At 61.3% G+C, this 20,001-nt stretch carries 22 protein-coding genes; 11 read left to right on the top strand and 11 right to left on the bottom strand.

Going from position 1 to position 20,001, the window contains the following annotated elements; all coding sequences use genetic code 11:
* Positions 1-8: 8 nt before the first annotated feature.
* From bufB to cfaB, 3 genes are all read left to right on the top strand, one after another.
* Positions 9-854: an MNIO family bufferin maturase gene (gene bufB, locus A462_RS00790; protein ID WP_003213501.1), complete on the top strand. Its 846-nt coding sequence runs from the start codon at positions 9-11 to the stop codon at positions 852-854.
* Entirely contained in the window at positions 845-1,630 is a 786-nt protein-coding gene (locus A462_RS00795; protein ID WP_008439519.1) for an HvfC/BufC N-terminal domain-containing protein, read from the top strand. Before bufB ends, A462_RS00795 begins: the two co-directional genes overlap by 10 nt.
* Positions 1,631-1,717: 87 nt before the next feature.
* A complete protein-coding gene (gene cfaB / locus A462_RS00800) occupies positions 1,718-2,902 on the top strand; it encodes a C17 cyclopropane fatty acid synthase CfaB (protein ID WP_008439517.1) in 1,185 nt (394 codons plus the stop codon).
* A gap of 145 nt (positions 2,903-3,047) precedes the next feature.
* On the opposite strand, the gene cls is transcribed toward cfaB, so the two are convergent.
* A complete protein-coding gene (cls, locus tag A462_RS00805) occupies positions 3,048-4,487 on the bottom strand; it encodes a cardiolipin synthase (RefSeq protein ID WP_003213496.1) in 1,440 nt (479 codons plus the stop codon).
* Positions 4,488-4,617: 130 nt separating this feature from the next.
* Here cls and A462_RS00810 point away from each other — a divergent pair, with 130 nt between their 5' ends.
* Positions 4,618-5,139 (top strand): DUF3617 domain-containing protein, encoded by a 522-nt coding sequence (locus tag A462_RS00810; protein ID WP_003213494.1) that lies wholly within the window; start codon positions 4,618-4,620, stop codon positions 5,137-5,139.
* Between the two features lie 142 nt (positions 5,140-5,281).
* On the opposite strand, the gene A462_RS00815 is transcribed toward A462_RS00810, so the two are convergent.
* Genes A462_RS00815 through folE2 form a run of 7 tightly spaced genes read right to left on the bottom strand, consistent with a single transcriptional unit; the run spans position 5,282 to position 10,924 of the window.
* Positions 5,282-6,619 (bottom strand): dihydroorotase, encoded by a 1,338-nt coding sequence (locus A462_RS00815; RefSeq protein WP_008439513.1) that lies wholly within the window; start codon positions 6,617-6,619, stop codon positions 5,282-5,284.
* Positions 6,620-6,621: 2 nt separating this feature from the next.
* Entirely contained in the window at positions 6,622-7,182 is a 561-nt protein-coding gene (locus A462_RS00820; RefSeq protein ID WP_003213490.1) for a gamma carbonic anhydrase family protein, read from the bottom strand.
* The gene (gene hisI / locus A462_RS00825) at positions 7,179-7,604 is read right to left on the bottom strand and encodes a phosphoribosyl-AMP cyclohydrolase (protein ID WP_008439510.1); all 426 of its coding nucleotides are present in this window, start codon (positions 7,602-7,604) and stop codon (positions 7,179-7,181) included. The genes A462_RS00820 and hisI overlap by 4 nt, the downstream gene beginning before the upstream one ends.
* A complete protein-coding gene (locus A462_RS00830) occupies positions 7,601-8,485 on the bottom strand; it encodes a metal ABC transporter substrate-binding protein (RefSeq protein WP_008439508.1) in 885 nt (294 codons plus the stop codon). Before A462_RS00830 ends, hisI begins: the two co-directional genes overlap by 4 nt.
* 11 nt (positions 8,486-8,496) lie before the next feature.
* Positions 8,497-9,363: a metal ABC transporter permease gene (locus A462_RS00835; protein ID WP_008439506.1), complete on the bottom strand. Its 867-nt coding sequence runs from the start codon at positions 9,361-9,363 to the stop codon at positions 8,497-8,499.
* Positions 9,363-10,031 carry a metal ABC transporter ATP-binding protein gene (locus tag A462_RS00840; RefSeq protein WP_008439505.1) on the bottom strand — a complete coding sequence of 223 codons (669 nt, stop codon included), beginning with the start codon at positions 10,029-10,031 and terminating at the stop codon, positions 9,363-9,365. The genes A462_RS00835 and A462_RS00840 overlap by 1 nt, the downstream gene beginning before the upstream one ends.
* The gene (gene folE2, locus A462_RS00845; protein ID WP_008439504.1) at positions 10,028-10,924 is read right to left on the bottom strand and encodes a GTP cyclohydrolase FolE2; all 897 of its coding nucleotides are present in this window, start codon (positions 10,922-10,924) and stop codon (positions 10,028-10,030) included. The genes A462_RS00840 and folE2 overlap by 4 nt, the downstream gene beginning before the upstream one ends.
* A 128-nt stretch (positions 10,925-11,052) precedes the next feature.
* Between folE2 and A462_RS00850 the strand changes: the two genes are divergently transcribed.
* Positions 11,053-12,276 carry an N-acetylmuramoyl-L-alanine amidase gene (locus A462_RS00850; protein WP_003213478.1) on the top strand — a complete coding sequence of 408 codons (1,224 nt, stop codon included), beginning with the start codon at positions 11,053-11,055 and terminating at the stop codon, positions 12,274-12,276.
* Here the strand turns inward: A462_RS00850 and A462_RS00855 are convergent.
* On the bottom strand, positions 12,273-12,641 hold the full coding sequence (locus A462_RS00855; protein ID WP_008439503.1) for a hypothetical protein: 369 nt from the start codon (positions 12,639-12,641) through the stop codon (positions 12,273-12,275). The two genes, A462_RS00850 and A462_RS00855, sit on opposite strands and share 4 nt — an antisense overlap.
* 127 nt (positions 12,642-12,768) lie before the next feature.
* On the opposite strand from A462_RS00855, the gene dksA reads away from it, so the two are divergent.
* From dksA to A462_RS00875, 4 genes are read left to right on the top strand one after another with little or no spacing between them, the layout of a single operon-like run.
* Positions 12,769-13,173 carry an RNA polymerase-binding protein DksA gene (dksA, locus tag A462_RS00860; protein WP_008439502.1) on the top strand — a complete coding sequence of 135 codons (405 nt, stop codon included), beginning with the start codon at positions 12,769-12,771 and terminating at the stop codon, positions 13,171-13,173.
* A gap of 27 nt (positions 13,174-13,200) precedes the next feature.
* Positions 13,201-14,406, top strand: coding sequence for a zinc metallochaperone GTPase ZigA (gene zigA, locus A462_RS00865; protein WP_003213472.1), 1,206 nt, complete (start codon positions 13,201-13,203; stop codon positions 14,404-14,406).
* Entirely contained in the window at positions 14,406-15,050 is a 645-nt protein-coding gene (locus A462_RS00870) for a DUF1826 domain-containing protein (protein ID WP_008439501.1), read from the top strand. Before zigA ends, A462_RS00870 begins: the two co-directional genes overlap by 1 nt.
* Before the next feature lie 45 nt (positions 15,051-15,095).
* The gene (locus A462_RS00875; protein ID WP_008439499.1) at positions 15,096-16,058 is read left to right on the top strand and encodes a CobW family GTP-binding protein; all 963 of its coding nucleotides are present in this window, start codon (positions 15,096-15,098) and stop codon (positions 16,056-16,058) included.
* Here A462_RS00875 and A462_RS00880 read toward each other — a convergent pair.
* Positions 16,052-16,450 (bottom strand): DUF3301 domain-containing protein, encoded by a 399-nt coding sequence (locus A462_RS00880; RefSeq protein WP_003213466.1) that lies wholly within the window; start codon positions 16,448-16,450, stop codon positions 16,052-16,054. The genes A462_RS00875 and A462_RS00880 overlap by 7 nt on opposite strands.
* 117 nt (positions 16,451-16,567) lie before the next feature.
* Between A462_RS00880 and pdxY the strand changes: the two genes are divergently transcribed.
* Positions 16,568-17,440, top strand: a complete 873-nt coding sequence (gene pdxY / locus A462_RS00885; protein WP_003213465.1) for a pyridoxal kinase PdxY — start codon at positions 16,568-16,570, stop codon at positions 17,438-17,440.
* Here the strand turns inward: pdxY and A462_RS00890 are convergent.
* Entirely contained in the window at positions 17,437-17,922 is a 486-nt protein-coding gene (locus A462_RS00890; RefSeq protein WP_003213461.1) for an acyl-CoA thioesterase, read from the bottom strand. The genes pdxY and A462_RS00890 overlap by 4 nt on opposite strands.
* Before the next feature lie 295 nt (positions 17,923-18,217).
* Here A462_RS00890 and A462_RS00895 point away from each other — a divergent pair, with 295 nt between their 5' ends.
* The gene (locus A462_RS00895; protein ID WP_003213459.1) at positions 18,218-19,981 is read left to right on the top strand and encodes a cation:proton antiporter; all 1,764 of its coding nucleotides are present in this window, start codon (positions 18,218-18,220) and stop codon (positions 19,979-19,981) included.
* The last annotated feature ends 20 nt before the right edge of the window (positions 19,982-20,001 follow it).

The following is a 20,001-nucleotide window of genomic DNA, read 5'->3' as shown; positions in this document are numbered from 1 at the left end:
GTGTTTTTATGTCCGCTTCCCTTCCGAGTCTGGGTTACGGCCTGGGTTTACGCAGCGAGTACTACCAGCAGATCCTTGAACAATCGCCGGCCGTGGATTGGTTCGAAGTGATCTCCGAGAATTATCTGGTGCAGGGCGGCAAGGCCTTGTACTACCTGGATGCGATAGCCGAGCGTTATCCCCTGGTGATGCATGGCGTGTCCCTGTCTATCGGCGGGCCCCATGCCCTCGATACCGATTACCTGAAACAACTCAAGCAGCTCTCCGAGCGCATCCGGCCGGCGTGGATTTCCGATCACCTGTGCTGGAGCCGTGGCAACGCGCACCAGTTGCATGACTTGCTGCCGCTGCCCTACACCGAAGAAAGCCTGTACCACGTCGCCGCTCGCGTACGGCAGGTGCAGGATGTGTTGCAGCGTCCTTTCGTGCTGGAAAACGTCTCCAGCTACGTGCGCTCCAAGGCGGATGAGTTTACCGAATGGGAATTTCTCAACGCCCTGACCCATCTCACCGGCTGCCAGTTGCTGCTGGACGTGAATAACGTCTACGTCAGCTCGCGCAATCACGGGTTCGACGCCTGGGAATTTATCCGCAACCTGCCGCCCGAAAGCATCCGCCAACTGCACCTGGCCGGGCATATGGATTACGGCGACTACGTGATCGACACCCATGACCATCCGGTATGCGATCCGGTGTGGGCGCTGTACCAGCGGACCCTGGAGCACCTCGGGCCAGTCTCGACCTTGCTCGAACGCGATGACCATTTCCCGCCTTTCCAGGAGCTGCTCGACGAGTTGAACAAGGCCCGCGAACTGGGCGCGAGCGCGCTGGACAGGAGAGCGTTATGCGCCTGATCGATTGGCAATTGGCCTTTGAGCGGCATTTGCTGGCCGAGTCTTCCACTGCCAGCAACAGCTTCAGCGCCACCTTGATCGGCGGTCCGACCCTGGATGTCGAGACGGGCCTGGCGATTTACCACAACGCTTATCACGCCCGATTGCAGGAGGTGCTGCGCGATGACTTCAGCGCCGTCTGGTATTGGCTGGGGGACGAGGAGTTTGCAGCGTTGGGTTCGGCCTATACCCGCCGTTATCCCTCGGCCCATTACAGCCTGCGCTGGTTTGGCGAGCGGTTCCCCGGGTTTATCGTTGAGCATTATGGCGAGCAAGGTTTGGCGCCTGCCGAGCTGGCGCGGCTCGAATGGGCATTCACCCTGGCCTTTGATGCACCGCAGGGCGAGCCGTTGACCCTGCAAGACATGGCAACGCTGCCGCCCGAAGACTGGCCAGGGCTGCAGGTGCAGTTGGTGCCCTCGGTGCAGCAGGTGCTGTGTGATTTCAACAGCCTGGGCATCTGGCGTGCGAGCAAGGGCGAGTGGGACTTTCCCGGCAGCGAAGCCCTGCCATTAGCGCAGGTGTGCCTGGTCTGGCGCCATCAGAATGTCTGCCAATACCGCAGCGTTGAACCGGCGCAAGCCTGCGCGCTGACAGGCATGGTCGCCAACGGTTGGAGTTTTTCCGAACTGTGTGCCGAGTTGGCAGTCACTTACCAGGAGGGCGCGCCATTGCAAGCGGTTACCTGGCTGAAACAGTGGGTCCAGGAGGGTTTGCTCCAGCGGCGGGCACCATAGAAAGGCGCTATTGTTTCGATAGCCTGCTAATTTTTCCGTGGATGGTCTACCCTCATTTCAGACGTCTGAAACAAGGGGGGACTACTCATGCTCGCGCAACTTCCACCGGCCTTACAGAATCTCAAGCTACCGCTGCGTCTTCGACTCTGGGACGGCCATGAATTCAACCTGGGCCCGGATCCCAGCGTCACCATTGTGGTCAAGGACCCCATGATGGTTTCAAAGCTCAGCCATCCGACGCTCGATTCACTGGGCGAAGCTTTCGTCGAGGGCAAACTGGAGCTGGAAGGCTCCATTTCCGAAGTGATCAGGGTCGTTGACGAGTTGAGTCATGCCCTGGTTGATGACGACGAGGGGAGTCGTCCGGTGCGCTCGATCCACGACAAGGCCACCGACGCAGCGGCTATTTCCTACCATTACGACCTGTCCAACGAGTTCTACCAGCTGTGGCTGGACCGCGACATGGCCTATTCCTGCGGGTATTTCGAAACCGGCAGCGAATCCCTTGATCAAGCCCAACAAGACAAATTCCGCCACCTGTGCCGCAAATTGCGGCTGCAGCCGGGGGAGTATTTGCTCGACGTGGGCTGCGGTTGGGGTGGGCTGGCGCGGTATGCCGCGCGGGAATTCGGGGTCAAGGTGTTCGGTATCACCCTGAGCAAGGAACAGCTGGCGCTGGCCCAGGAGCGGGTGAAGGCCGAAGGCCTGGAAGACCAGGTAGAGCTGACGCTGCTCGACTACCGCGACTTGCCCCAGGATGGCCGGTTCGACAAGGTGGTGAGCGTGGGGATGTTTGAACACGTTGGCCACGCCAACCTGGCGGAGTACTGCAAGATTCTCTACGGCGCGGTGCGTGAGGGCGGCCTGGTGATGAACCACGGGATTACCGCCAAGCACATTGATGGCCGGCCCGTAGGCCGTGGCGCCGGGGATTTTATCGAGCGTTATGTGTTCCCCAACGGCGAGTTGCCGCATCTGTCGATGATGACCGCCGAGATCAGCGACGTGGGCCTGGAAGTCGTCGACGTCGAAAGCCTGCGCCTGCATTACGCGCGCACGCTGGATCACTGGAGCGAGCGCCTCGAAGACAACCTGGAAGCGGCAGGCAAGATGGTGCCGGAACAAGCCTTGCGCATCTGGCGCCTGTACCTGGCCGGCTGTGCGTATGCGTTTGCCCGGGGCTGGATCAACCTGCATCAGATTCTGGCGGTGAAACCCCATGCCGATGGTAGCCATGAGCTGCCGTGGACGCGGGATGACCTGTACCAGTAAGCAATGGTACCGGTGATCTGAATGTGGGAGCGGGCTTGTGTGGGAGCGGGCTTGCTCGCGAAGGCGTTGTATCAGAAACACATTCAGTGACTGACACTCCGCTTTCGCGAGCAAGCCCGCTCCCACATTGGGTTCGGTGCAAGCCTTACAAAATTGGAGAAATCAGCCGCGCGATCCGCATGCCCAATTGTTGCAGGCGGTGGGTCTGGCGGTTTTCTTCCTGGCTGATTTCATGGGCCAGGGCGAAGTCTTCCAGCAGCATGTGCTCCACCTGGCTGGCGAAAGTGTCATCTACCGTCAGCAACATCACTTCGAAATTCAGCCGGAACGAGCGGTTATCCAGGTTCGCACTGCCGATGGCGCTGATTTCACGGTCGACCAACACCACTTTCTGATGCAGGAACCCTGGCGTATAGCGGAATACCCGCACCCCGGCGCGCACGGCTTCGATCGCATACAGGCTGGAAGCGGCGTAGACGATGCGGTGATCCGGCCGTGACGGCAGCAGCAGGCGCACGTCGACACCGCGCAATACCGCCAACCTCAAAGCCGCAAACACCGCCTCATCGGGAATGAAATACGGGCTGGTGATCCACACCCGCTCGGTGGCCGCATGAATGGCCTCGACGAAAAACAGCGAGCAGGTTTCGTAGGGATCCGCCGGGCCGCTGGCCAGCAACTGGCAGAGTACGCCGTCGTCCGGGTAGGTATCCGGCAGCAGCAACGGCGGCAGCTCACGCGAGGCCCAGAACCAGTCTTCGGCAAACGACTCCTGCAAGCACGCCACCACCGGGCCGCTGACTTGCACATGGGTGTCACGCCATGGCGCCAGCGGCGGTTTCTTGCCCAGGTACTCATCGCCGACGTTATGCCCGCCGACAAACCCGGTAATGCCGTCGACCACCACGATCTTGCGATGGTTGCGAAAGTTGACCTGGAAGCGGTTGAGCCAGCCACTGCGGGTGGCGAATGCCTTGACCTGCACTCCGGCGTCCCGCAGTGACTGCACATAACGATGGGGCAGGGCATGGCTGCCGATACGGTCGTACAGCACGAAAATGGCTACGCCTTCGGCGGCTTTTTCCTTGAGCAAGGTGTGCAGTTGGCGGCCGAGTTCGTCGTCATGAATGATGAAGAACTGGAACAGCACAGCGGTCTTTGCCGAGCGAATCGCCTCGAAAATCGCGCTGAACGTAGCCTCGCCATTGATCAGCAAACGCACCTGATTATTCGCCAGGCACGGCATGCGTCCCAGCTTGGGCATGGCCCGCAGCGAAGCGTAGGCCTGGGAGTTGCGCGCGGCCAGCGCCTCTTCAACCCATGGGCGCCAGTTCAGCTCGGTGATCGCCTTGTGCATTTCCTGGTTGGCCTGGCGCCGCGCCTGAATGTAGGCGTCGAAGGTGCTCCGGCCAAAGATCAGGTAGGGAATCAGCGTCAGGTAGGGGATGAACATCAGCGACAATGCCCAGGCAATCGAGCCTTGGGCGGTCCTGACGGTCAGCACCGCATGGATGGCGGCGAGGGTGCCCAGAAAATGCAGGGTGGCAATGAAATAGGCGAGCAGGTGCGGGCCAAAGAAATCCATGGACAACGGTACTCCTGACGAACAAGTGCCTAACAGACCATGTTCGGCCACGAATGTCGCTATTTTATTTGCTGTGCAACACTGGCGCTTTTGCGGCGTCTAACGCCGACAATTGCCCAGGAGTTACCCGATGAATGCTCGTCTGCTTGGTTTGGCCATGGTTGTTGGTTTGACGCTGCCTGTGGCGGCGCAAGCGCAGATGTTGGCGCCGGGCTTGTGGGAGTTGACCACCAGCAACATGAAGGTCGATAACCAGGACCTGCCGGACTTGTCGCTGATCCTCGGTCAGCTCAAGCAACAGATGACCCCGGAACAACGCGCGATGCTTGAGAAGCAAGGCATCACCATGGCCGGCAAAGGCGTGCAGGTGTGCCTGACTCCGGCCCAGGTGGCGTCCGATTCCATCCCGCTGACCGATCCGCAATCGGGCTGCAAGCAGGAAGTGACGGACAAGACCGGCAACCAATGGAAATTCCGTTTCAGTTGCCCGAAAGCCCAGGGCACTGGCGTGGCGACGTTCCAGAGCCAGCAGGAATTCACCACTACGGTTAACGGTACCTTCAACGCCACCGGCGTACAGCAGAAGGGCAGCCTGGACACCCACGCGCAGTGGTTGGGCAGCAACTGCGGCACGGTCAAACCCCGCGCCTAACCTAAGACATACCCCGATCAAAATGTGGGAGCGGGCTTGCTCGCGAATGCGGTGAATCAGTCACAGGTGTATTGGCTGACCCACCGCATTCGCGAGCAAGCCCGCTCCCACATTTGATTGCATTGCCAGGTACAGAGTCTCTTCAACGCTGGAAATGCAGCGGCAACCCCTGGCAACTGTCGTGCACGCGCCCGTCGTGCCAGGCCAGGTGGCCGGACACAAGCGTGGTGCTGACGCTGTGCCGGAAGCTGCGCCCGGCAAAGGGCGTCCAGCCGCAGCGGGCCAGGATCGGCTGGCTGCTGACGGGTTTGCCGTGAGGCTCGGGTTGGATCAGCACCAGGTCGGCCCAATAGCCTTCGCGCAGGTAGCCACGGTCGGGGATCGCAAACAGGTCCGCGACCCGATGGCTGGTTTTCGCCACCAGCGTGGTCAGCGGCAGCAGGCCGTCGGCGACCAACTCCAGCAGCGCCGGTAGGGCGTGTTGCACCAGCGGCAAGCCTGACGGCGCCTCGCGATACGGCAGTTGTTTTTGCGCCCAGGTGTGCGGCGCATGGTCACTGCCAATTACATCCAGACGATCACTCAACAATGCCAGGCGCAAGGCGTTGCGGTCGGCGCGTGTCTTGATCGCCGGGTTGCATTTGATCTGGTGGCCGAGGCGGGCGTAGTCGCGGTCATCGAACAAGAGGTGATGCAGGCAGACTTCCGCCGTGATGCGTTTTTGCGCCAGGGGTTTGTCTTCGAACAGCACCAACTCTCGGGCGCTGGTGATGTGCAACACATGCAGGCGCGTGCCGTGCCGCTTGGCCAGTTCCACCGCCAGGGACGAGGAGCGATAGCAGGCCTCGGCATCGCGGATCAGCGGGTGTGCTACGGCAGGAATGTGCTCACCGAAACGCTCGCGCATCCTTTGCTCGCGGGCCAGGATGCTGGGGGTGTGCTCGCAGTGGGCCAGGAGAATGGTCGGCACCTCGGCGAACAGACGCTCGAGGATCTTCGGATCATCCACCAGCATATTGCCGGTAGACGCACCCATGAACACTTTGACCCCGGCGACTTCCCGCGGGTCCAGCGCGGCGACGGTGTCGAGGTTGTCGTTGCTCACTCCGAAGTGAAAACCATAGTTGGCCACCGAATGCAGCGCCGCGCGGCGCTTCTTGTCGGCCAGGGCATCCAGGTTCAGGGTCGCCGGGTTGGTGTTGGGCATGTCCATGAAACTGGTGATTCCACCCGCCACCGCCGCGCGGGACTCGCTGTAGAAGCTGCCTTTGTCCGGCGCGCCGGGCTCTCGGAAGTGCACCTGGTCGTCGATCATTCCCGGCAGCAGCCACTGGCCTTGGGCGTCGATTTCCACGGTGGCGTTGGCGTTGTCGATGCTGCCGGCGATCTTCTCGATACGGCCATTGGCGACCAGCAGGTCAGCCTCGAATTCCTCGCCTTCGTTCACCAGGCGGGCGTTGCGGATCAGCAGGCGGCTCATGGTCAGAACTCGTTTTGCAGGGCTTTGTAACCCAGTACCAGGTCGACGTTGGTGCGCGCCACGTCTTCGGAAAACTCCGAAGCGCTGACACTCACCGGCGGGAACTGGGACAGGTCGGTGTTGGGGCCGATGCGGGTGGTGGAGGGCACGTAGAACGCGTCGGGCAAATCGCGGCCGTCGACTACAGAGTTGTGCCGCACCACGCAGCCATCGCCGACGACGCAGTTGAACAGCACGCTGTTGAAGCCGATGAACACCCGGTCACCAACGGTGCAGGGCCCGTGGACGATGGAGCGGTGGGCGATGGAGGTGAACTCGCCGATGGTTACGGCGGCGCCGGATTTGGAGTGGATCACCACGCCGTCCTGGATATTCGAATTGGCCCCAATGGTGATCGGGTCCATGTCACCGTTGGCGTCGACTTCGTCGGCGCGGATCACCGCGTAAGGGCCGACAAATACGTTTTCGCCGATGACCACCTTGCCGCAGATGATTGCAGTTTTGTCGACGTAGGCCGATTCGGCAATCACGGGCAGATCGCCGGAAGGGTTCTTGCGGATCATGGGTCAGGTTCCTTGAGAGGCGCGGTGATGATGTTGACGTGATGGCCGTCGATGGCGTTGTAGAAACAGGTGGGCCGGCCGGTGTGGCAGGCCGGGCCTTGCTGGTCGACGATCAGCAATACCGCGTCGCCGTCGCAATCCAGGCGGGCCTCCACCAGCAGTTGCCAGTGGCCCGAGGTTTCGCCCTTGCGCCACAGTTGCTGGCGCGAGCGGGACCAGTAGCAGACGTGCCCGGTGGCCAGGGTTTCGTCGAGGGCCTGGCGGTTCATCCAGGCCAGCATCAACACTTCGCCGCTGCCGTGTTGCTGGGCGATGGCGGCGATCAGTCCATCGCTGTTCCACGGCAGGGCGTCGAGCACGCTATCGAGTGGAAAGCGGCTGCCGATGGCAGCCTCTTCCAGGTCAAGCATGCTCAGGCTCATGGCTTGCTCAGGGCCGCGCACAGGGTGTTGAGGTTGTATTCGAACAGGCCGGTAAAGGTGCTGGCCGGACCTTCTGCGGCCAGGGCGTCCGAATACAGCGTGCCGCCGATCTGCGCGCCGCTTTCGTCAGCGATCTGCTGGAGCAGACGCGAGTCCTTGATGTTTTCCATGAACACGGCCTTGACCTTGTCCTTGCGGATCTGGGTGATCAGCGTGGCGACTTCGGCGGCCGACGGTTCACGTTCGGTGGACAGGCCTTGAGGCGACAGGAACTCGATACCGTAGGCCTGGCCCAGGTAGCCGAAGGCGTCATGAGAGGTGACGATGCGACGGTTACCCGGTGGCAGCGCGCCAAACTTGGCCTTGGCTTCAGCCAGCAGGCGGTAGATTTCTTTCAGGTACACCTCGCTGTTGTGCTCGTAGTCGGCCTTGTTGGCCGGGTCGGCAGCGATCAGCGCCTTGGTGATGTTGTTCACGTAGATAACGGTGTTGGCCAGGTTGTGCCAGGCGTGCGGGTCGGGGATGGTTTCGCCGTCCTCTTCCATGGTGTGGGAGAGCACGCCTTTACTCGCAGTGACCACAGTGGCCTTGGTCTCGGTGCTGGTGACCAGGCGATCCAGCCACGGCTCGAAGCCCAGGCCGTTCTTGATGATCACCTTGGCCTTGAGCAGGGCCTTGGCATCGTCCGGTGTTGGTTCGTAGGTATGGGCGTCGGCGTCGGGGCCGACCATGTTGCTGATCTGGATATGATCGCCACCGACCTGGTGGGTCATGTCGTCAAGAATACTGAAGCTGGTAACCACCTGAAGCTTGTCGGCAGCCTGGGCCGTCGCGAACGACAGCGGCAGCAACACACTGAACAGCACGAGTAGAGCGCGCATCGGGAAACACCTCATTGGGATGTAAGCAAAGGCGGGCGGCGCAGCAAGCCGTGCACCGGACCGAAGACCACGGACAGCAGGTACCAGCCGCCAGCCACCAGCACAATTGCCGGGCCGCTGGGCAGCGAGTAGTAGAACGACAGCAACAAGCCAAGCCATACCGACAGGCATCCCAGCACCGCTGATATGGCGATCAACACCGGCAGGCGCCGGCTCCAGAAACGTGAAGCAATCGCCGGCAACATCATCAGGCCGACCACCATCAACGCGCCGATGGCCTGGAAACCGATCACCAGGTTCAGCACCACCAGCGTCAGGAACAGGCCGTGGGCCAGCGGGCCGAGGCGGCTGACGGTTTGCAGGAACAGCGGGTCGAGGGTGTCCAGCAGCAGCGGTTTGTAGATCACCACCATGGCGATCAGGCTGAAGCCCGAGACCCAGAGCATGCCGGTGAGGGTCGGGCCGTCTACCGCCAGGGCCGAGCCGAACAGCAGGTGCAGCAGGTCCAGGCGTTTGCCGGCGAGGCCGAGGATCAGCACGCCGCTGGCCAGGGAGATCGGGTAGATGGCGGCGAGGCTGGCGTCTTCCTTCAGCCCGGTGCGACGGGTGATCCAGGCGGCGAGGCCGGCCATGCTCAGGCCGGCGCCCAGGCCGCCGATGGTCAGCGCGGGCAAACTCAGGCCGGCAAACCAGAAGCCCAGGGCGGCGCCGGGCAGGATGCCGTGGGACACCGCGTCACCGATCAGGCTCATGCGGCGCAGGATCAGGAACACCCCAAGCGGCGCCGTGCTGCATGCCAATACCAGACCGCCGACGAGCGCGCGGCGCATGAAAACGAAATCGAGAAACGGCATCCACAGGTGGGCGTCGAAGTGCATCAGGCCACCTGCATTTGCGGCTGCGGGCGGATCAGTTCTTTGCTGGAGCCGAACACGCAGCCACTGCTTTTGATCTGCACCACTTGCTGGGTGTGTTGGCGTACGGAGCCGAGGTCATGGCACACCACGACCACCGTGCGACCTGCGTCGTGCCAGGCGTGGATGTGTTTCCAGCACAGCGCCTGGCCGTCTTCGTCGAGGGCGGCGTGGGGTTCGTCCAGCAGCAATATCGGCGACTCGGCCAGGCTCATGCGGGCGAGCAGGGCGCGTTGCAGTTCGCCGCCCGACAAGGCCATCAACGGCCGATGCTCCAGGCCGCTGAGGCACCAGTCTTCGAGCACGGCGCTCAGGCGTTCGGTACGTTGTTGCGGGGTTTGCCTGCTGCCCCAGAAACCGGCGGCCACCAATTCTTCAAGGCTGATAGGAAACTGGCGATCGAGGTTCTGTTGCTGGGGCAAAAACGACAGGCCACCTCGGCGTGGAACATCGATCGTCACTTTCCCCGCCAGTGGCTTCTGCAGTCCGGCGATAACTTTCAGCAGGCTGCTTTTGCCGGTGCCGTTGGCGCCGATGATGCCGGTAAGGCTGCCTTTTTCCAGGGTGAAATCCACGGCGGGGGTCAGTGGTTGGCCGGGGGCGCCCCAGCGCAAAGCGGTGCAGGTGATCATTCGGAAGGTCTCGTCCAGCGGCTTTCGGCCACGGCATCGTGCGCGTGAAGGCTTTCGGCGTGGATCACTTTCAAGTGGAAGGCATTGACCGCATCCGAGCGTTTCAAGGCGAGGTTCAGGCGGCGGGCGGCGTCTTCGCAGAACATCAGGTTCTGCCCGTTGGCCAGGGCGAAGGCTTGTTCGTCTGCACGCTTTACGGCGGTTTGCACGGCAGTGCCGAGGGCGGCTTCGGTTTCGTCGATCAACTGGGTCAGCGGCAGTGTTGGCTGATCGTCCTGAAGCCGGACCTGCAACAGCGCGCTGCTGCGCTGGCTGTGGGGTGTGGCGACGATGCCGTTTGCGCTGCCGAGCCAGGTCAGTACGTCTTCGTGCTGCAGCGGTGTGCCGGCAAAGTCCTCGATAAATTGCTGCTGAATCAATTGCCTGGCGAGGGCAGCGGAGCAAGGGCAGGTTGAAGAGTAAGTAACGTCAATTTTTAGTTCCACGTGGAACATCTGGTTTTCCAGGCGCGCCTCGATGCTCACCGGGTAGCTTTTCCAGCCGGCCAACGGGCTGACCAGCGCCGGGCGTTTCAGCAGCAGACCTGCATGAATCCGCAGGTAGGCATTTGTGGATAAACCTTCATGACTGTCGAGAAAACGTTGCAATACACTGCGCAGCAGTGCTGGCGAAAGCGGTTGCTGTTCAAGCATTTCCAGCGCCAGGTAAAGCCGTGACATATGAATGCCACGGGCCTCGCCGTCGTCCAGGCTGACGCCGGCATCAGCCGTGGCGCTAAGGCTTTGGCCGTCGATCAGAATGGGCAGGGCAATGCCGCACATGCCCACCCAATCGAGCGGCAAGGCTTGGCGTGAAGCCTGCGCGGCGATATCGGGCAGAGTCAGCGCGTTCATGAGCAGGTCCATCGTTGGAAATAAAAAGACATGTTATATTATTACAATTGAAACGACGAAAGTTTTTCTGTTCTGTCTTTTATTCAGTCATGTCGAGTACGGAAGCTCCTTTATTTGCGGTGTAAGTCATGCACAGACGTCAACTCCTCAACCTGCTGCTGGCCAGTGCGGTGTTCACCTTGCCCTTGGGCGTGTCTGCCGCGCAGATCCGCAATGCACGGCTGTGGCGGTCGGATAACAAGCTGCGGCTGGTGCTGGACCTCAGCGGCCCGGTGCAATACAAGACCTTCACCCTGACCGCGCCGGAGCGGTTGATCATCGATTTGAGCGGCGCGAAGCTGACCGGTGATTTCAGCCAACTGGCCCTGACCAACAGCGGCATTACCTCGATTCGCTCGGGGCATTTCGGGCAGGGCGATACGCGGATCGTGCTGGATTTGAAGGCGCCGATGCAGCTCAACAGCTTTCTCCTGCCGCCGCAGGATGGCCAGGGCCACCGCCTCGTGCTGGACCTGACCAGTGCCACTCATGCGCCTATGCAAATCGCTGCGGCACCGGCCGCGTTGGCTGCACCCGTGCCGGCGCCGGTGGACAGGGCTCATCCGAAACGCGACATCATCGTGGTGGTCGACCCTGGGCACGGCGGCAAGGATCCCGGCGCGATTGGCTCAAAGGGCCAGCGCGAAAAAGACGTGGTGCTGTCCATCGCCCAATTGCTGGCCAAGCGTCTGAAGCGCGAGAAGGGCTTCGATGTGAAGCTGGTGCGCAACGACGACTTCTTCGTGCCGCTGCGTAAACGTGTGGACATCGCCCGTCAGCACAAAGCCGACATGTTTATCTCGGTACACGCCGATGCCGCGCCACGGCTTACGGCGTCCGGCGCCTCTGTCTATGCGCTGTCTGAAGGCGGCGCCACCTCCGCCACCGCACGGTTCATGGCGCAGCGGGAAAACGGCGCCGACCTCTTGGGCGCCACCACCTTGCTCAATCTCAAGGACAAGGACCCGATGCTCGCCGGGGTGATTCTCGACATGTCGATGAACGCCACCATCGCCTCCAGCCTGCAACTGGGCAGCTCGGTACTGGGCAGCCTGCAAAGCATCACCACGCTGCATCAAAAACGCGTGGAACAGGCCGGCTTTGCGGTGCTCAAGTCGCCGGACGTGCCGTCGATCCTGGTGGAAACCGGGTTTATCTCCAACACCCAGGACGCCCAGCGACTGGTCACCGCACGCCATCAACAGGCGGTGGCAGACGGTTTATTTGAAGGGTTGAAGAACTACTTCCAGAAGAACCCGCCGATGAACAGCTACATGGCCTGGGTTCAGGAACAGAAAACCGGCCAGGTCTAACAGCCGGTGATTCGACTACAGGTGAACTTGGCGCTGGCACCACCGGAACTGGAAAACCGGTTGAGGGTGGTCCAGCCCACTCGCCGCGTGTAGCCCACCCACGCCTCACCATCGGAAGCCAACCCGGTAAAGAACGTCAGTTGCCCGTAGCGGCTGCTGGTCTGTGCCCAATAGCGTTTTCCGATCACTTCAAAGCCCCGCAAATACGTAGTGCTGCCTGCCGTCGCGACGCTGTAGGCATTGCCCTGGGCGTCGACGCACGCCAGCAGGTTGGCGCTGCGGGTGCAGTTGGCCAGCAGGGTGGGCACCTGGGCGTTGGCCAGGCTCGCCAGCATCAGCAACACAGCACACAGCAGGTATTTCATAGAGGCTCTCGGGGCGTTATTCGGCTGCCAGCATTGCGCCCTTCGTCGTCACGAGCAAGGGGGATTGGTTTATTTGCATTGTTATACTATAACATTAAAAAACAGCCTGACCCGTGAACCACCTCCGATGACCGAACAAGACCTTCTCGACCAACCCTGCGCCGACTACATGAATGAAGCCCAGCAAGGTTTCTTCCGCGAGCTGCTGCTGGCCCAGCGCAACGAGCTGCAAGCGCGTATCGACGCTGAATTCATGGTGCTGCGCGAACAGGAGCCCAACAGCGATCCCGCCGATGTCGGCAGCGCCGAAGAACAGCGCCAATGGCAACTGCGCCTGCTGGAGCGCGAAAAAAAGCTGTTGGACAAGATCGACGAAGCCCTGGAACGCCTGGCCCGCGGTGAATACGGCTGGTGCCGTGAAACCTGCGAACCCATCGGCCTCAAGCGCCTGCTGCTGCGCCCCACGGCCACCCTGTGTATCGAAGCCAAAGAACGTGAAGAGCTGCGCGAACGCCATCAACGGGCGATTTGACCGGCCAACCCTGATGAGGAATACCTGATGCCCAATCGTCTCCCCGTTACTGTGCTGTCCGGATTCCTCGGCGCCGGCAAAAGCACGCTGCTCAACTACGTCCTGCGCAACCGCGAAAACCTGCGGGTGGCGGTGATCGTCAACGACATGAGCGAAATCAACATCGATGGCAGTGAGGTCCAGCGCGACGTCACCCTCAATCGCTCCGAAGAAAAACTGGTGGAGATGAGCAACGGCTGCATCTGCTGCACCTTGCGCGAAGACTTGCTGGAAGAAGTCGGAAAGCTCGCCAAGGAAGGTCGGTTCGATTACCTGTTGATCGAGTCCACCGGTATCTCCGAGCCGCTGCCAGTGGCCGAAACCTTCACCTTCCGCGATGAAGAAGGCCAAAGCCTGGCGGACATTGCCCGGCTCGACACCATGGTCACCGTGGTCGACGGCATGAACTTCCTGCTCGACTACCAGGCTGCCGAAAGCCTGGCGTCCCGGGGCGAAACCCTCGGTGAAGAGGACGAGCGCTCGATCACCGACCTGCTGATCGAGCAGATCGAATTTGCGGATGTGATCCTCATCAGCAAGATCGACCTGATCAGCAGCAGTGAGCGCGAGGAGTTGATGGCGATCCTGGAGCGCTTGAACTCCCAGGCTGAAATCATCCCGATGGTCATGGGCGAAGTGCCGTTGGCGAAGATCCTCAACACCGGCCGTTTCGACTTCGAGCGTGCTTCCCAGGCGCCGGGCTGGTTGCAGGAACTGCGTGGCGAACACCTGCCGGAAACCGAAGAGTACGGCATCGCCTCCACCGCCTATCGCGCCCGCCGCCCGTTCCACCCGCAGCGGTTTTTCGACTTTATCGACCGGCCTTGGGTGAATGGAAAACTGCTGCGTTCCAAGGGCTTTTTCTGGCTGGCCAGCAAACACCAGGACGCCGGTAGCTGGTCCCAGGCTGGCGGCCTGATGCGCCATGGGTTTGCCGGGCGCTGGTGGCGTTTCGTGCCGAAAACCCAGTGGCCCCAGGACGAGGAAGGCATCGCCGCAATCATGAAAAACTGGCAACTGAGCACCGGCGATTGCCGGCAGGAGCTGGTGTTTATCGGCCAGAACATCGACTTCGCACAGATGACCGCCGAGCTGGACGCTTGTTTGCTGACCGACGATGAAATGGCCACGGGTGTCGAAGGCTGGCGCTTGTTGGCCGATCCCTTTGGCCCTTGGTTCGAAGAGGCTGCCTGATGCTGGCACCGACCCTGAAACTGCGCCCGGTGGTACGCCAGACCCACGGCGAAACCCCGGCCGTGCTCACCGATATCCTTGAGGACGGCGTGAACCTGGCGGTGTGGCAGCGTCAGTTGCCCCTGCACATCGCCGAGTTCGGCGCGTTACTGGTGGCACTCAATGAGCCATTGGCAGAGTCGCTGGTGGTTGAACTGAACAGCGAAGACGCCGAGCCAAACCTGCAGGAATTTGCATCAGGTTGCCGTGATCTTGAAGGCTACGAAGGCTTTATCGCCGATGTGTCGTGGTTGGTCAGCGCCTTTGCCTGTTTGCTCGGAGCCAAGCGTATCGGCGTGCGTTTGCGGCTATTGGACAAGGCCATGTGCCCGCGTTTTCATGTGGATCATGTGCCGGTGCGGCTTATCACCACCTACGCCGGCATCGGCAGCCAGTGGTTGCGCGAGGGGGTTATGGAGCGGCGACACCTGAGCCAGGCGAGTGCTGAGCCAGAAGAACGCATTGAGCAAATCCACTGCGGCGAAGTGGCGTTGCTCAAGGGCGAAAAATGGCACGGCAACGAAGGCTTTGGCCTGATCCACCGCTCGCCGCCGCTGCAAGCGGATCAACGACGGTTGATTCTGACGCTGGATTGGTTGGCGTAACCGGGTAGGATCGAACCTCTCTACACGGTCTGAATGATGTCCACCATGCTGCAGAACATTCCCACCCACGTGATTGCCGGGCCCCTGGGCGCCGGCAAGACCAGCCTGATCAAGCACCTGCTGGCCCAGCGCCCGGCCAACGAGCGTTGGGCGGTGTTGATCAATGAGTTCGGGCAGATTGGCCTGGATGCCGCGTTGCTCACCCGTGATGACGACGGGATTGCCCTCGGTGAAGTGGCGGGTGGCTGCCTGTGTTGCGTCAACGGGGCGCCGTTTCAGGTAGGACTGGGGCGTTTGTTGCGTAAGGCCAGGCCCGACCGGCTGTTTATCGAGCCGTCCGGGCTTGGGCACCCGGCTCAATTGCTCAAGCAGCTGCGGGAAGCACCCTGGCAGCAGGTACTGGCGGTGCAGCCGTGCGTACTCGTACTGGACGCCCAGGCGTTGGCGGCGGGTAAGCCTTTACCCAATGCCCAACGGGAGGCATTAGCCAGCGCCGGGCTGTTGGTATTAAACAAGAATGAAGCCTTAAGTGATGCGCAGCGCCTGTTGATTCAAGGACAACTGCCCGACCGGCCGATCTATTGGACGCAGCAGGCGCAACTGCCCTTGGCCCGGTTACCGGGTGTGAATGCTCAAGCGGCAGCGGCTGTGGATAATTTCGAGTTGCCCAAAGGCCTGGGGCAAATGCCGGCCATCTGGACGGATCCGGCATCGCCGATCTGCCTCAGCCAGGGCCAGGAGGATGGCTGGAGCATTGGCTGGCGCTGGCATCCGAGCCAGCGATTCGACGCGCGGCGCATTCAGCAATGGCTGCAATCGTTGGACTGGCGACGGGCAAAACTGGTTATCCACAGCCTGGATGGCTGGGTATCGGCCAACGCTGTGGATAACGCCGCATTGGCCTGGCAGCCCAGCGAATGGCGGCGGGATTCGCGTATCGAATTGATCTTCAGCGAAGTGCAGGACGTTGCGCAGTTACAGGGTGGGTTAACCGCTTGCCGTCAGTGACGGGTCTTGCTGTTGCCATGCTCCTGGCGCCACTGGCTTAGCTCAATGATCTCGGCGCTGGGCAATGGCGTCTTGATCTCGAACGGGTAGGGCGCCAACTCGATTTGTGCACTGTGGGCGCCGAATTGGGTGATGGTCCCCGGGTGCCGCGTTTCGCCGGTCACGGTGAATTCGAAGTTGTAGATCCGTGCCAGGCGCCGCCGCCCGCTGGCATCTTTCACAAAACCGATGCGCTTCAACGCCACGGCGCCATCGAGCAGCTCGATGTCGAGCTTGGCGCAGTGCTGCTTGACCCGTTCCAGCGCCCGCTCGCGCAGGCCGTGGTTGTGCCACAGCCAGGCGGCACCGGTCGCCAGCAGCATCAGCACGAAGATATTTCCGAGGGTCAGCATTCGATGAACTCCAACAAAGTAGGGCCAGCTTAACTGCGTCTCCGGTCTGTCGTACAGGCCGCGTTTAGTCGCATACTGCGCAGCCAGAATATCAACGGCTTTACGGAAATCCCCTGCATGAAACGTACGCCCCATCTGCTTGCGATCCAGTCTCATGTGGTCTTCGGCCACGCCGGAAACAGCGCCGCCGTGTTCCCCATGCAACGGGTCGGGGTGAACGTGTGGCCGCTCAATACGGTGCAGTTCTCCAACCACACTCAGTATGGTCAGTGGGCGGGAGAAGTGTTGGCGCCGCAGCAAATTCCTGCGCTGGTGGAAGGCATCGCGGCGATTGGCGAGCTGGGCAACTGTGATGCAGTGCTGTCGGGCTACCTGGGCAGTGCGGCCCAGGGCCGGGCGATCCTCACCGGCGTGGCGCGGATCAAGGCGATCAACCCCAAGGCTCTTTACCTGTGTGACCCGGTGATGGGGCATCCGGAAAAAGGCTGCATCGTGCCCCAGGAGGTCAGCGACTTCCTGCTGGAGGAAGCGGCGGCGATGGCCGACTTTCTGTGCCCCAACCAGCTGGAGCTGGACAGCTTTGCCGGGCGCAAGCCGCAGTCGCTGTTCGATTGCCTGGGGATGGCCCGTGCGTTACTGGCCCGCGGGCCGAAAGCGGTGTTGGTCAAGCACCTGGATTATCCCGGCAAGCTGCCGGACGGCTTCGAAATGCTGTTGGTGACGGCTGAAGGCAGCTGGCACCTGCGTCGGCCACTGCTGGCATTCCCGCGTCAGCCGGTGGGCGTGGGCGACCTGACGTCGGGCCTGTTCCTGGCGCGGGTGTTGTTGGGCGATAGCCTGGTGGCGGCCTTTGAGTTCACTGCTGCAGCGGTGCATGAAGTACTGCTGGAAACCCAGGCGTGCGCCAGCTATGAGCTGGAACTGGTGCGCGCCCAGGACCGGATTGCCCATCCGCGAGTTCGCTTCGAGGCAACCCCGATAGGGCTTTAAGGCCCGTCTGCCTTGATTTCCTGATAGCGCTTTTCCAGCTCCTGGCGAATCTGCCGGCGCTGTTGAGCCTGCACAAACCGGCGCTTGTCTTCGCTGTTCTGCGGTTGCAGCGGCGGCACGGCGGCCGGTTTGCGCTGGTCATCCACCGCGACCATGGTGAAGAAGCAGCTATTGGTGTGGCGTACCGAACGCTCACGGATGTTCTCGGTGACCACCTTGATCCCCACTTCCATCGACGTGTTGCCGGTGTAGTTGACCGAGGCCAGGAAGGTCACCAGCTCGCCGACATGGATCGGCTCGCGAAAAATCACCTGGTCCACCGACAACGTCACCACATAGCGCCCGGCATAACGGCTGGCGCAGGCGTAGGCCACTTCGTCGAGGTACTTGAGCAGCGTGCCGCCGTGCACATTGCCAGAGAAGTTGGCCATGTCAGGGGTCATCAATACTGTCATCGACAGCTGGGCGTTTCCGGGTTCCATAGCACACTCACGGGTTGTAGGCATTGGGTGGGGAGGCACCTCTGCGGGTGCTGGAATCTTTGCAGAGCCATTCATAACGGGACGCTGGCCCCCGGCTTGCCGTCACGCCCGGGGCGATCTGTTTCCATATATTGCACCGGCTTTCTGCCGCAAGTCGCGGTGTTACCCTTCAAAAGCCCGTCTCAAAGGCAATTCTTACGATCAAGGCAGACTTTTCTTTCCGTTCATTGCGACCTTTCGGGGTGCATGCGTGGAAATGGGAAAAGCGCCAGTACCCCTCAAGGAGCCCCTCGCCATGCACGCCATCAGCTTTATCCAGGACCTGGCCGTGATCATGCTGGTGGCCGGGGTGGTGACGATCCTGTTCCATCGGCTCAAGCAGCCGGTGGTGTTGGGGTATATCGTCGCCGGCTTCATCATCGGCCCGCACACCCCACCGTTTGGCCTGATCCACGACGAAGACACGATCAAGACCCTGGCCGAGCTTGGGGTGATCTTCCTGATGTTCTGCCTGGGCCTTGAGTTCAGCCTGCGCAAGCTGTTCAAGGTTGGCGCCACCGCATTTATCGCGGCGTTCCTCGAAATCATCCTGATGATCTGGATCGGCTACGAAATCGGCCGCTGGTTCGACTGGAACACCATGGACTCGCTGTTCCTGGGCGCGATCCTGGCGATTTCCTCGACCACCATCATCGTCAAGGCGCTCAATGACCTGAAGATGAAAAACCAGCGCTTTGCCCAGCTGATTTTCGGGGTGCTGATCGTCGAAGACATCCTCGGCATCGGCATCATCGCCTTGCTGTCGAGCATTGCCGTCAGCGGCACGGTCAGCTCCGGCGAGGTGTTCTCCACCGTCGGCAAGCTCTCGCTGTTCATGATTGTCGCGCTGGTGATCGGGATTTTGCTGGTGCCACGCCTGCTGGAGTACGTGGCCAAATTCGAAAGCAACGAGATGCTGCTGATCACCGTGCTGGGTCTGTGTTTCGGTTTCTGCCTGTTGGTGGTCAAGCTGGAATACAGCATGGTGCTGGGGGCATTCCTGATCGGCGCGATCATGGCTGAATCCCGGCAATTGCTGAAGATTGAGCGCCTGATCGAACCGGTTCGCGACATGTTCAGCGCGATCTTCTTTGTCGCCATTGGCTTGATGATCGACCCGCAGATCCTCCTGCAATACGCCTGGCCGATTGCGGTGATTACCGTGGCCGTGGTGCTGGGCAAGATGTTGTCCTGTGGGTTGGGGGCGTTCATTGCGGGTAACGATGGCCGCACTTCATTGCGAGTGGGGATGGGGCTGTCACAGATCGGCGAATTTTCATTCATCATCGCCGCGCTGGGCATGACATTGCAGGTCACCAGCGACTTCCTGTATCCGGTGGCGGTGGCTGTTTCTGCGATTACCACACTGCTCACACCCTATCTGATCCGTGGCGCAGACCCGCTGTCGCTGAAGATTGCCGCAGTGATGCCCAAGCGCATGAGCCGGGTGTTCGGGATGTATGGCGAGTGGCTGCGCAGCATTCAGCCCCAGGGCGAGGGTGCGATGCTGGCGTCGATGATCCGCAAGATCATTCTGCAGGTGGGGGTGAACCTGGCGCTGGTGGTGGCAATCTTCTTTGCCGGCAGCTTTTTCGCGGCGCGTATTGGCAGCTACCTGGAAGGCTGGGTCAGCGATCCGAGCTGGCAGAAGGCATTGATCTGGGGTGGGGCGTTGCTGCTGTCGCTGCCGTTTTTGATTGCGGCGTACCGCAAGCTCAAGGCGCTGTCGATGCTGCTGGCGGAGATGAGCGTGAAGCCGGAAATGGCCGGGCGCCACACTCAGCGCGTGCGCCGGGTGATCGCCGAAGTGATCCCGATTCTTTCGCTGCTGGTGATTTTCCTGCTATTGGCAGCCTTGTCGGCCAGTATCCTGCCGACCAACAAGTTGCTGGTGCTGATCGCCGTGGTGACGGCCGCGGTGGCCGCCGTGCTCTGGCGCTGGTTCATCCGCGTGCATACGCGGATGCAGGTCGCCTTGCTGGAGACCCTGGATAACCATAAGGATACGCCGGAGCACTGAGTGGGTCGCAGAGGGCTGCT

The sequence above is a fragment of the Pseudomonas sp. Ag1 genome (genome assembly GCF_000278565.1).
Classification (GTDB): Bacteria; Pseudomonadota; Gammaproteobacteria; order Pseudomonadales; family Pseudomonadaceae; genus Aquipseudomonas.
Note: the sequence above shows the minus strand (reverse complement) of the source record. Positions and strands in the feature narration are given on the sequence as shown.

Coding starts and splice junctions, on each gene's coding strand:
- A462_RS00855 (WP_008439503.1), bottom strand. CDS start 12,641: ATGAAATACCTGCTGTGTGCTGTGTTGCTGATGCTGGCGAGCCTGGCC.
- A462_RS00840 (WP_008439505.1), bottom strand. CDS start 10,031: ATGATCACCTGCACCGCTTTGCGCTGGGGCGCCCCCGGCCAACCACTG.
- A462_RS00830 (WP_008439508.1), bottom strand. CDS start 8,485: ATGCGCGCTCTACTCGTGCTGTTCAGTGTGTTGCTGCCGCTGTCGTTC.
- A462_RS00875 (WP_008439499.1), top strand. CDS start 15,096: ATGCTGCAGAACATTCCCACCCACGTGATTGCCGGGCCCCTGGGCGCC.
- A462_RS00835 (WP_008439506.1), bottom strand. CDS start 9,363: ATGCACTTCGACGCCCACCTGTGGATGCCGTTTCTCGATTTCGTTTTC.
- cls (WP_003213496.1), bottom strand. CDS start 4,487: ATGGATTTCTTTGGCCCGCACCTGCTCGCCTATTTCATTGCCACCCTG.
- A462_RS00815 (WP_008439513.1), bottom strand. CDS start 6,619: ATGAGCCGCCTGCTGATCCGCAACGCCCGCCTGGTGAACGAAGGCGAG.
- bufB (WP_003213501.1), top strand. CDS start 9: ATGTCCGCTTCCCTTCCGAGTCTGGGTTACGGCCTGGGTTTACGCAGC.
- A462_RS00890 (WP_003213461.1), bottom strand. CDS start 17,922: ATGGAACCCGGAAACGCCCAGCTGTCGATGACAGTATTGATGACCCCT.
- A462_RS00850 (WP_003213478.1), top strand. CDS start 11,053: ATGCACAGACGTCAACTCCTCAACCTGCTGCTGGCCAGTGCGGTGTTC.
- hisI (WP_008439510.1), bottom strand. CDS start 7,604: ATGAGCCTGAGCATGCTTGACCTGGAAGAGGCTGCCATCGGCAGCCGC.
- pdxY (WP_003213465.1), top strand. CDS start 16,568: ATGAAACGTACGCCCCATCTGCTTGCGATCCAGTCTCATGTGGTCTTC.
- A462_RS00870 (WP_008439501.1), top strand. CDS start 14,406: ATGCTGGCACCGACCCTGAAACTGCGCCCGGTGGTACGCCAGACCCAC.
- zigA (WP_003213472.1), top strand. CDS start 13,201: ATGCCCAATCGTCTCCCCGTTACTGTGCTGTCCGGATTCCTCGGCGCC.
- A462_RS00895 (WP_003213459.1), top strand. CDS start 18,218: ATGCACGCCATCAGCTTTATCCAGGACCTGGCCGTGATCATGCTGGTG.
- A462_RS00880 (WP_003213466.1), bottom strand. CDS start 16,450: ATGCTGACCCTCGGAAATATCTTCGTGCTGATGCTGCTGGCGACCGGT.
- cfaB (WP_008439517.1), top strand. CDS start 1,718: ATGCTCGCGCAACTTCCACCGGCCTTACAGAATCTCAAGCTACCGCTG.
- A462_RS00795 (WP_008439519.1), top strand. CDS start 845: ATGCGCCTGATCGATTGGCAATTGGCCTTTGAGCGGCATTTGCTGGCC.
- A462_RS00810 (WP_003213494.1), top strand. CDS start 4,618: ATGAATGCTCGTCTGCTTGGTTTGGCCATGGTTGTTGGTTTGACGCTG.
- folE2 (WP_008439504.1), bottom strand. CDS start 10,924: ATGAACGCGCTGACTCTGCCCGATATCGCCGCGCAGGCTTCACGCCAA.
- dksA (WP_008439502.1), top strand. CDS start 12,769: ATGACCGAACAAGACCTTCTCGACCAACCCTGCGCCGACTACATGAAT.
- A462_RS00820 (WP_003213490.1), bottom strand. CDS start 7,182: ATGATCCGCAAGAACCCTTCCGGCGATCTGCCCGTGATTGCCGAATCG.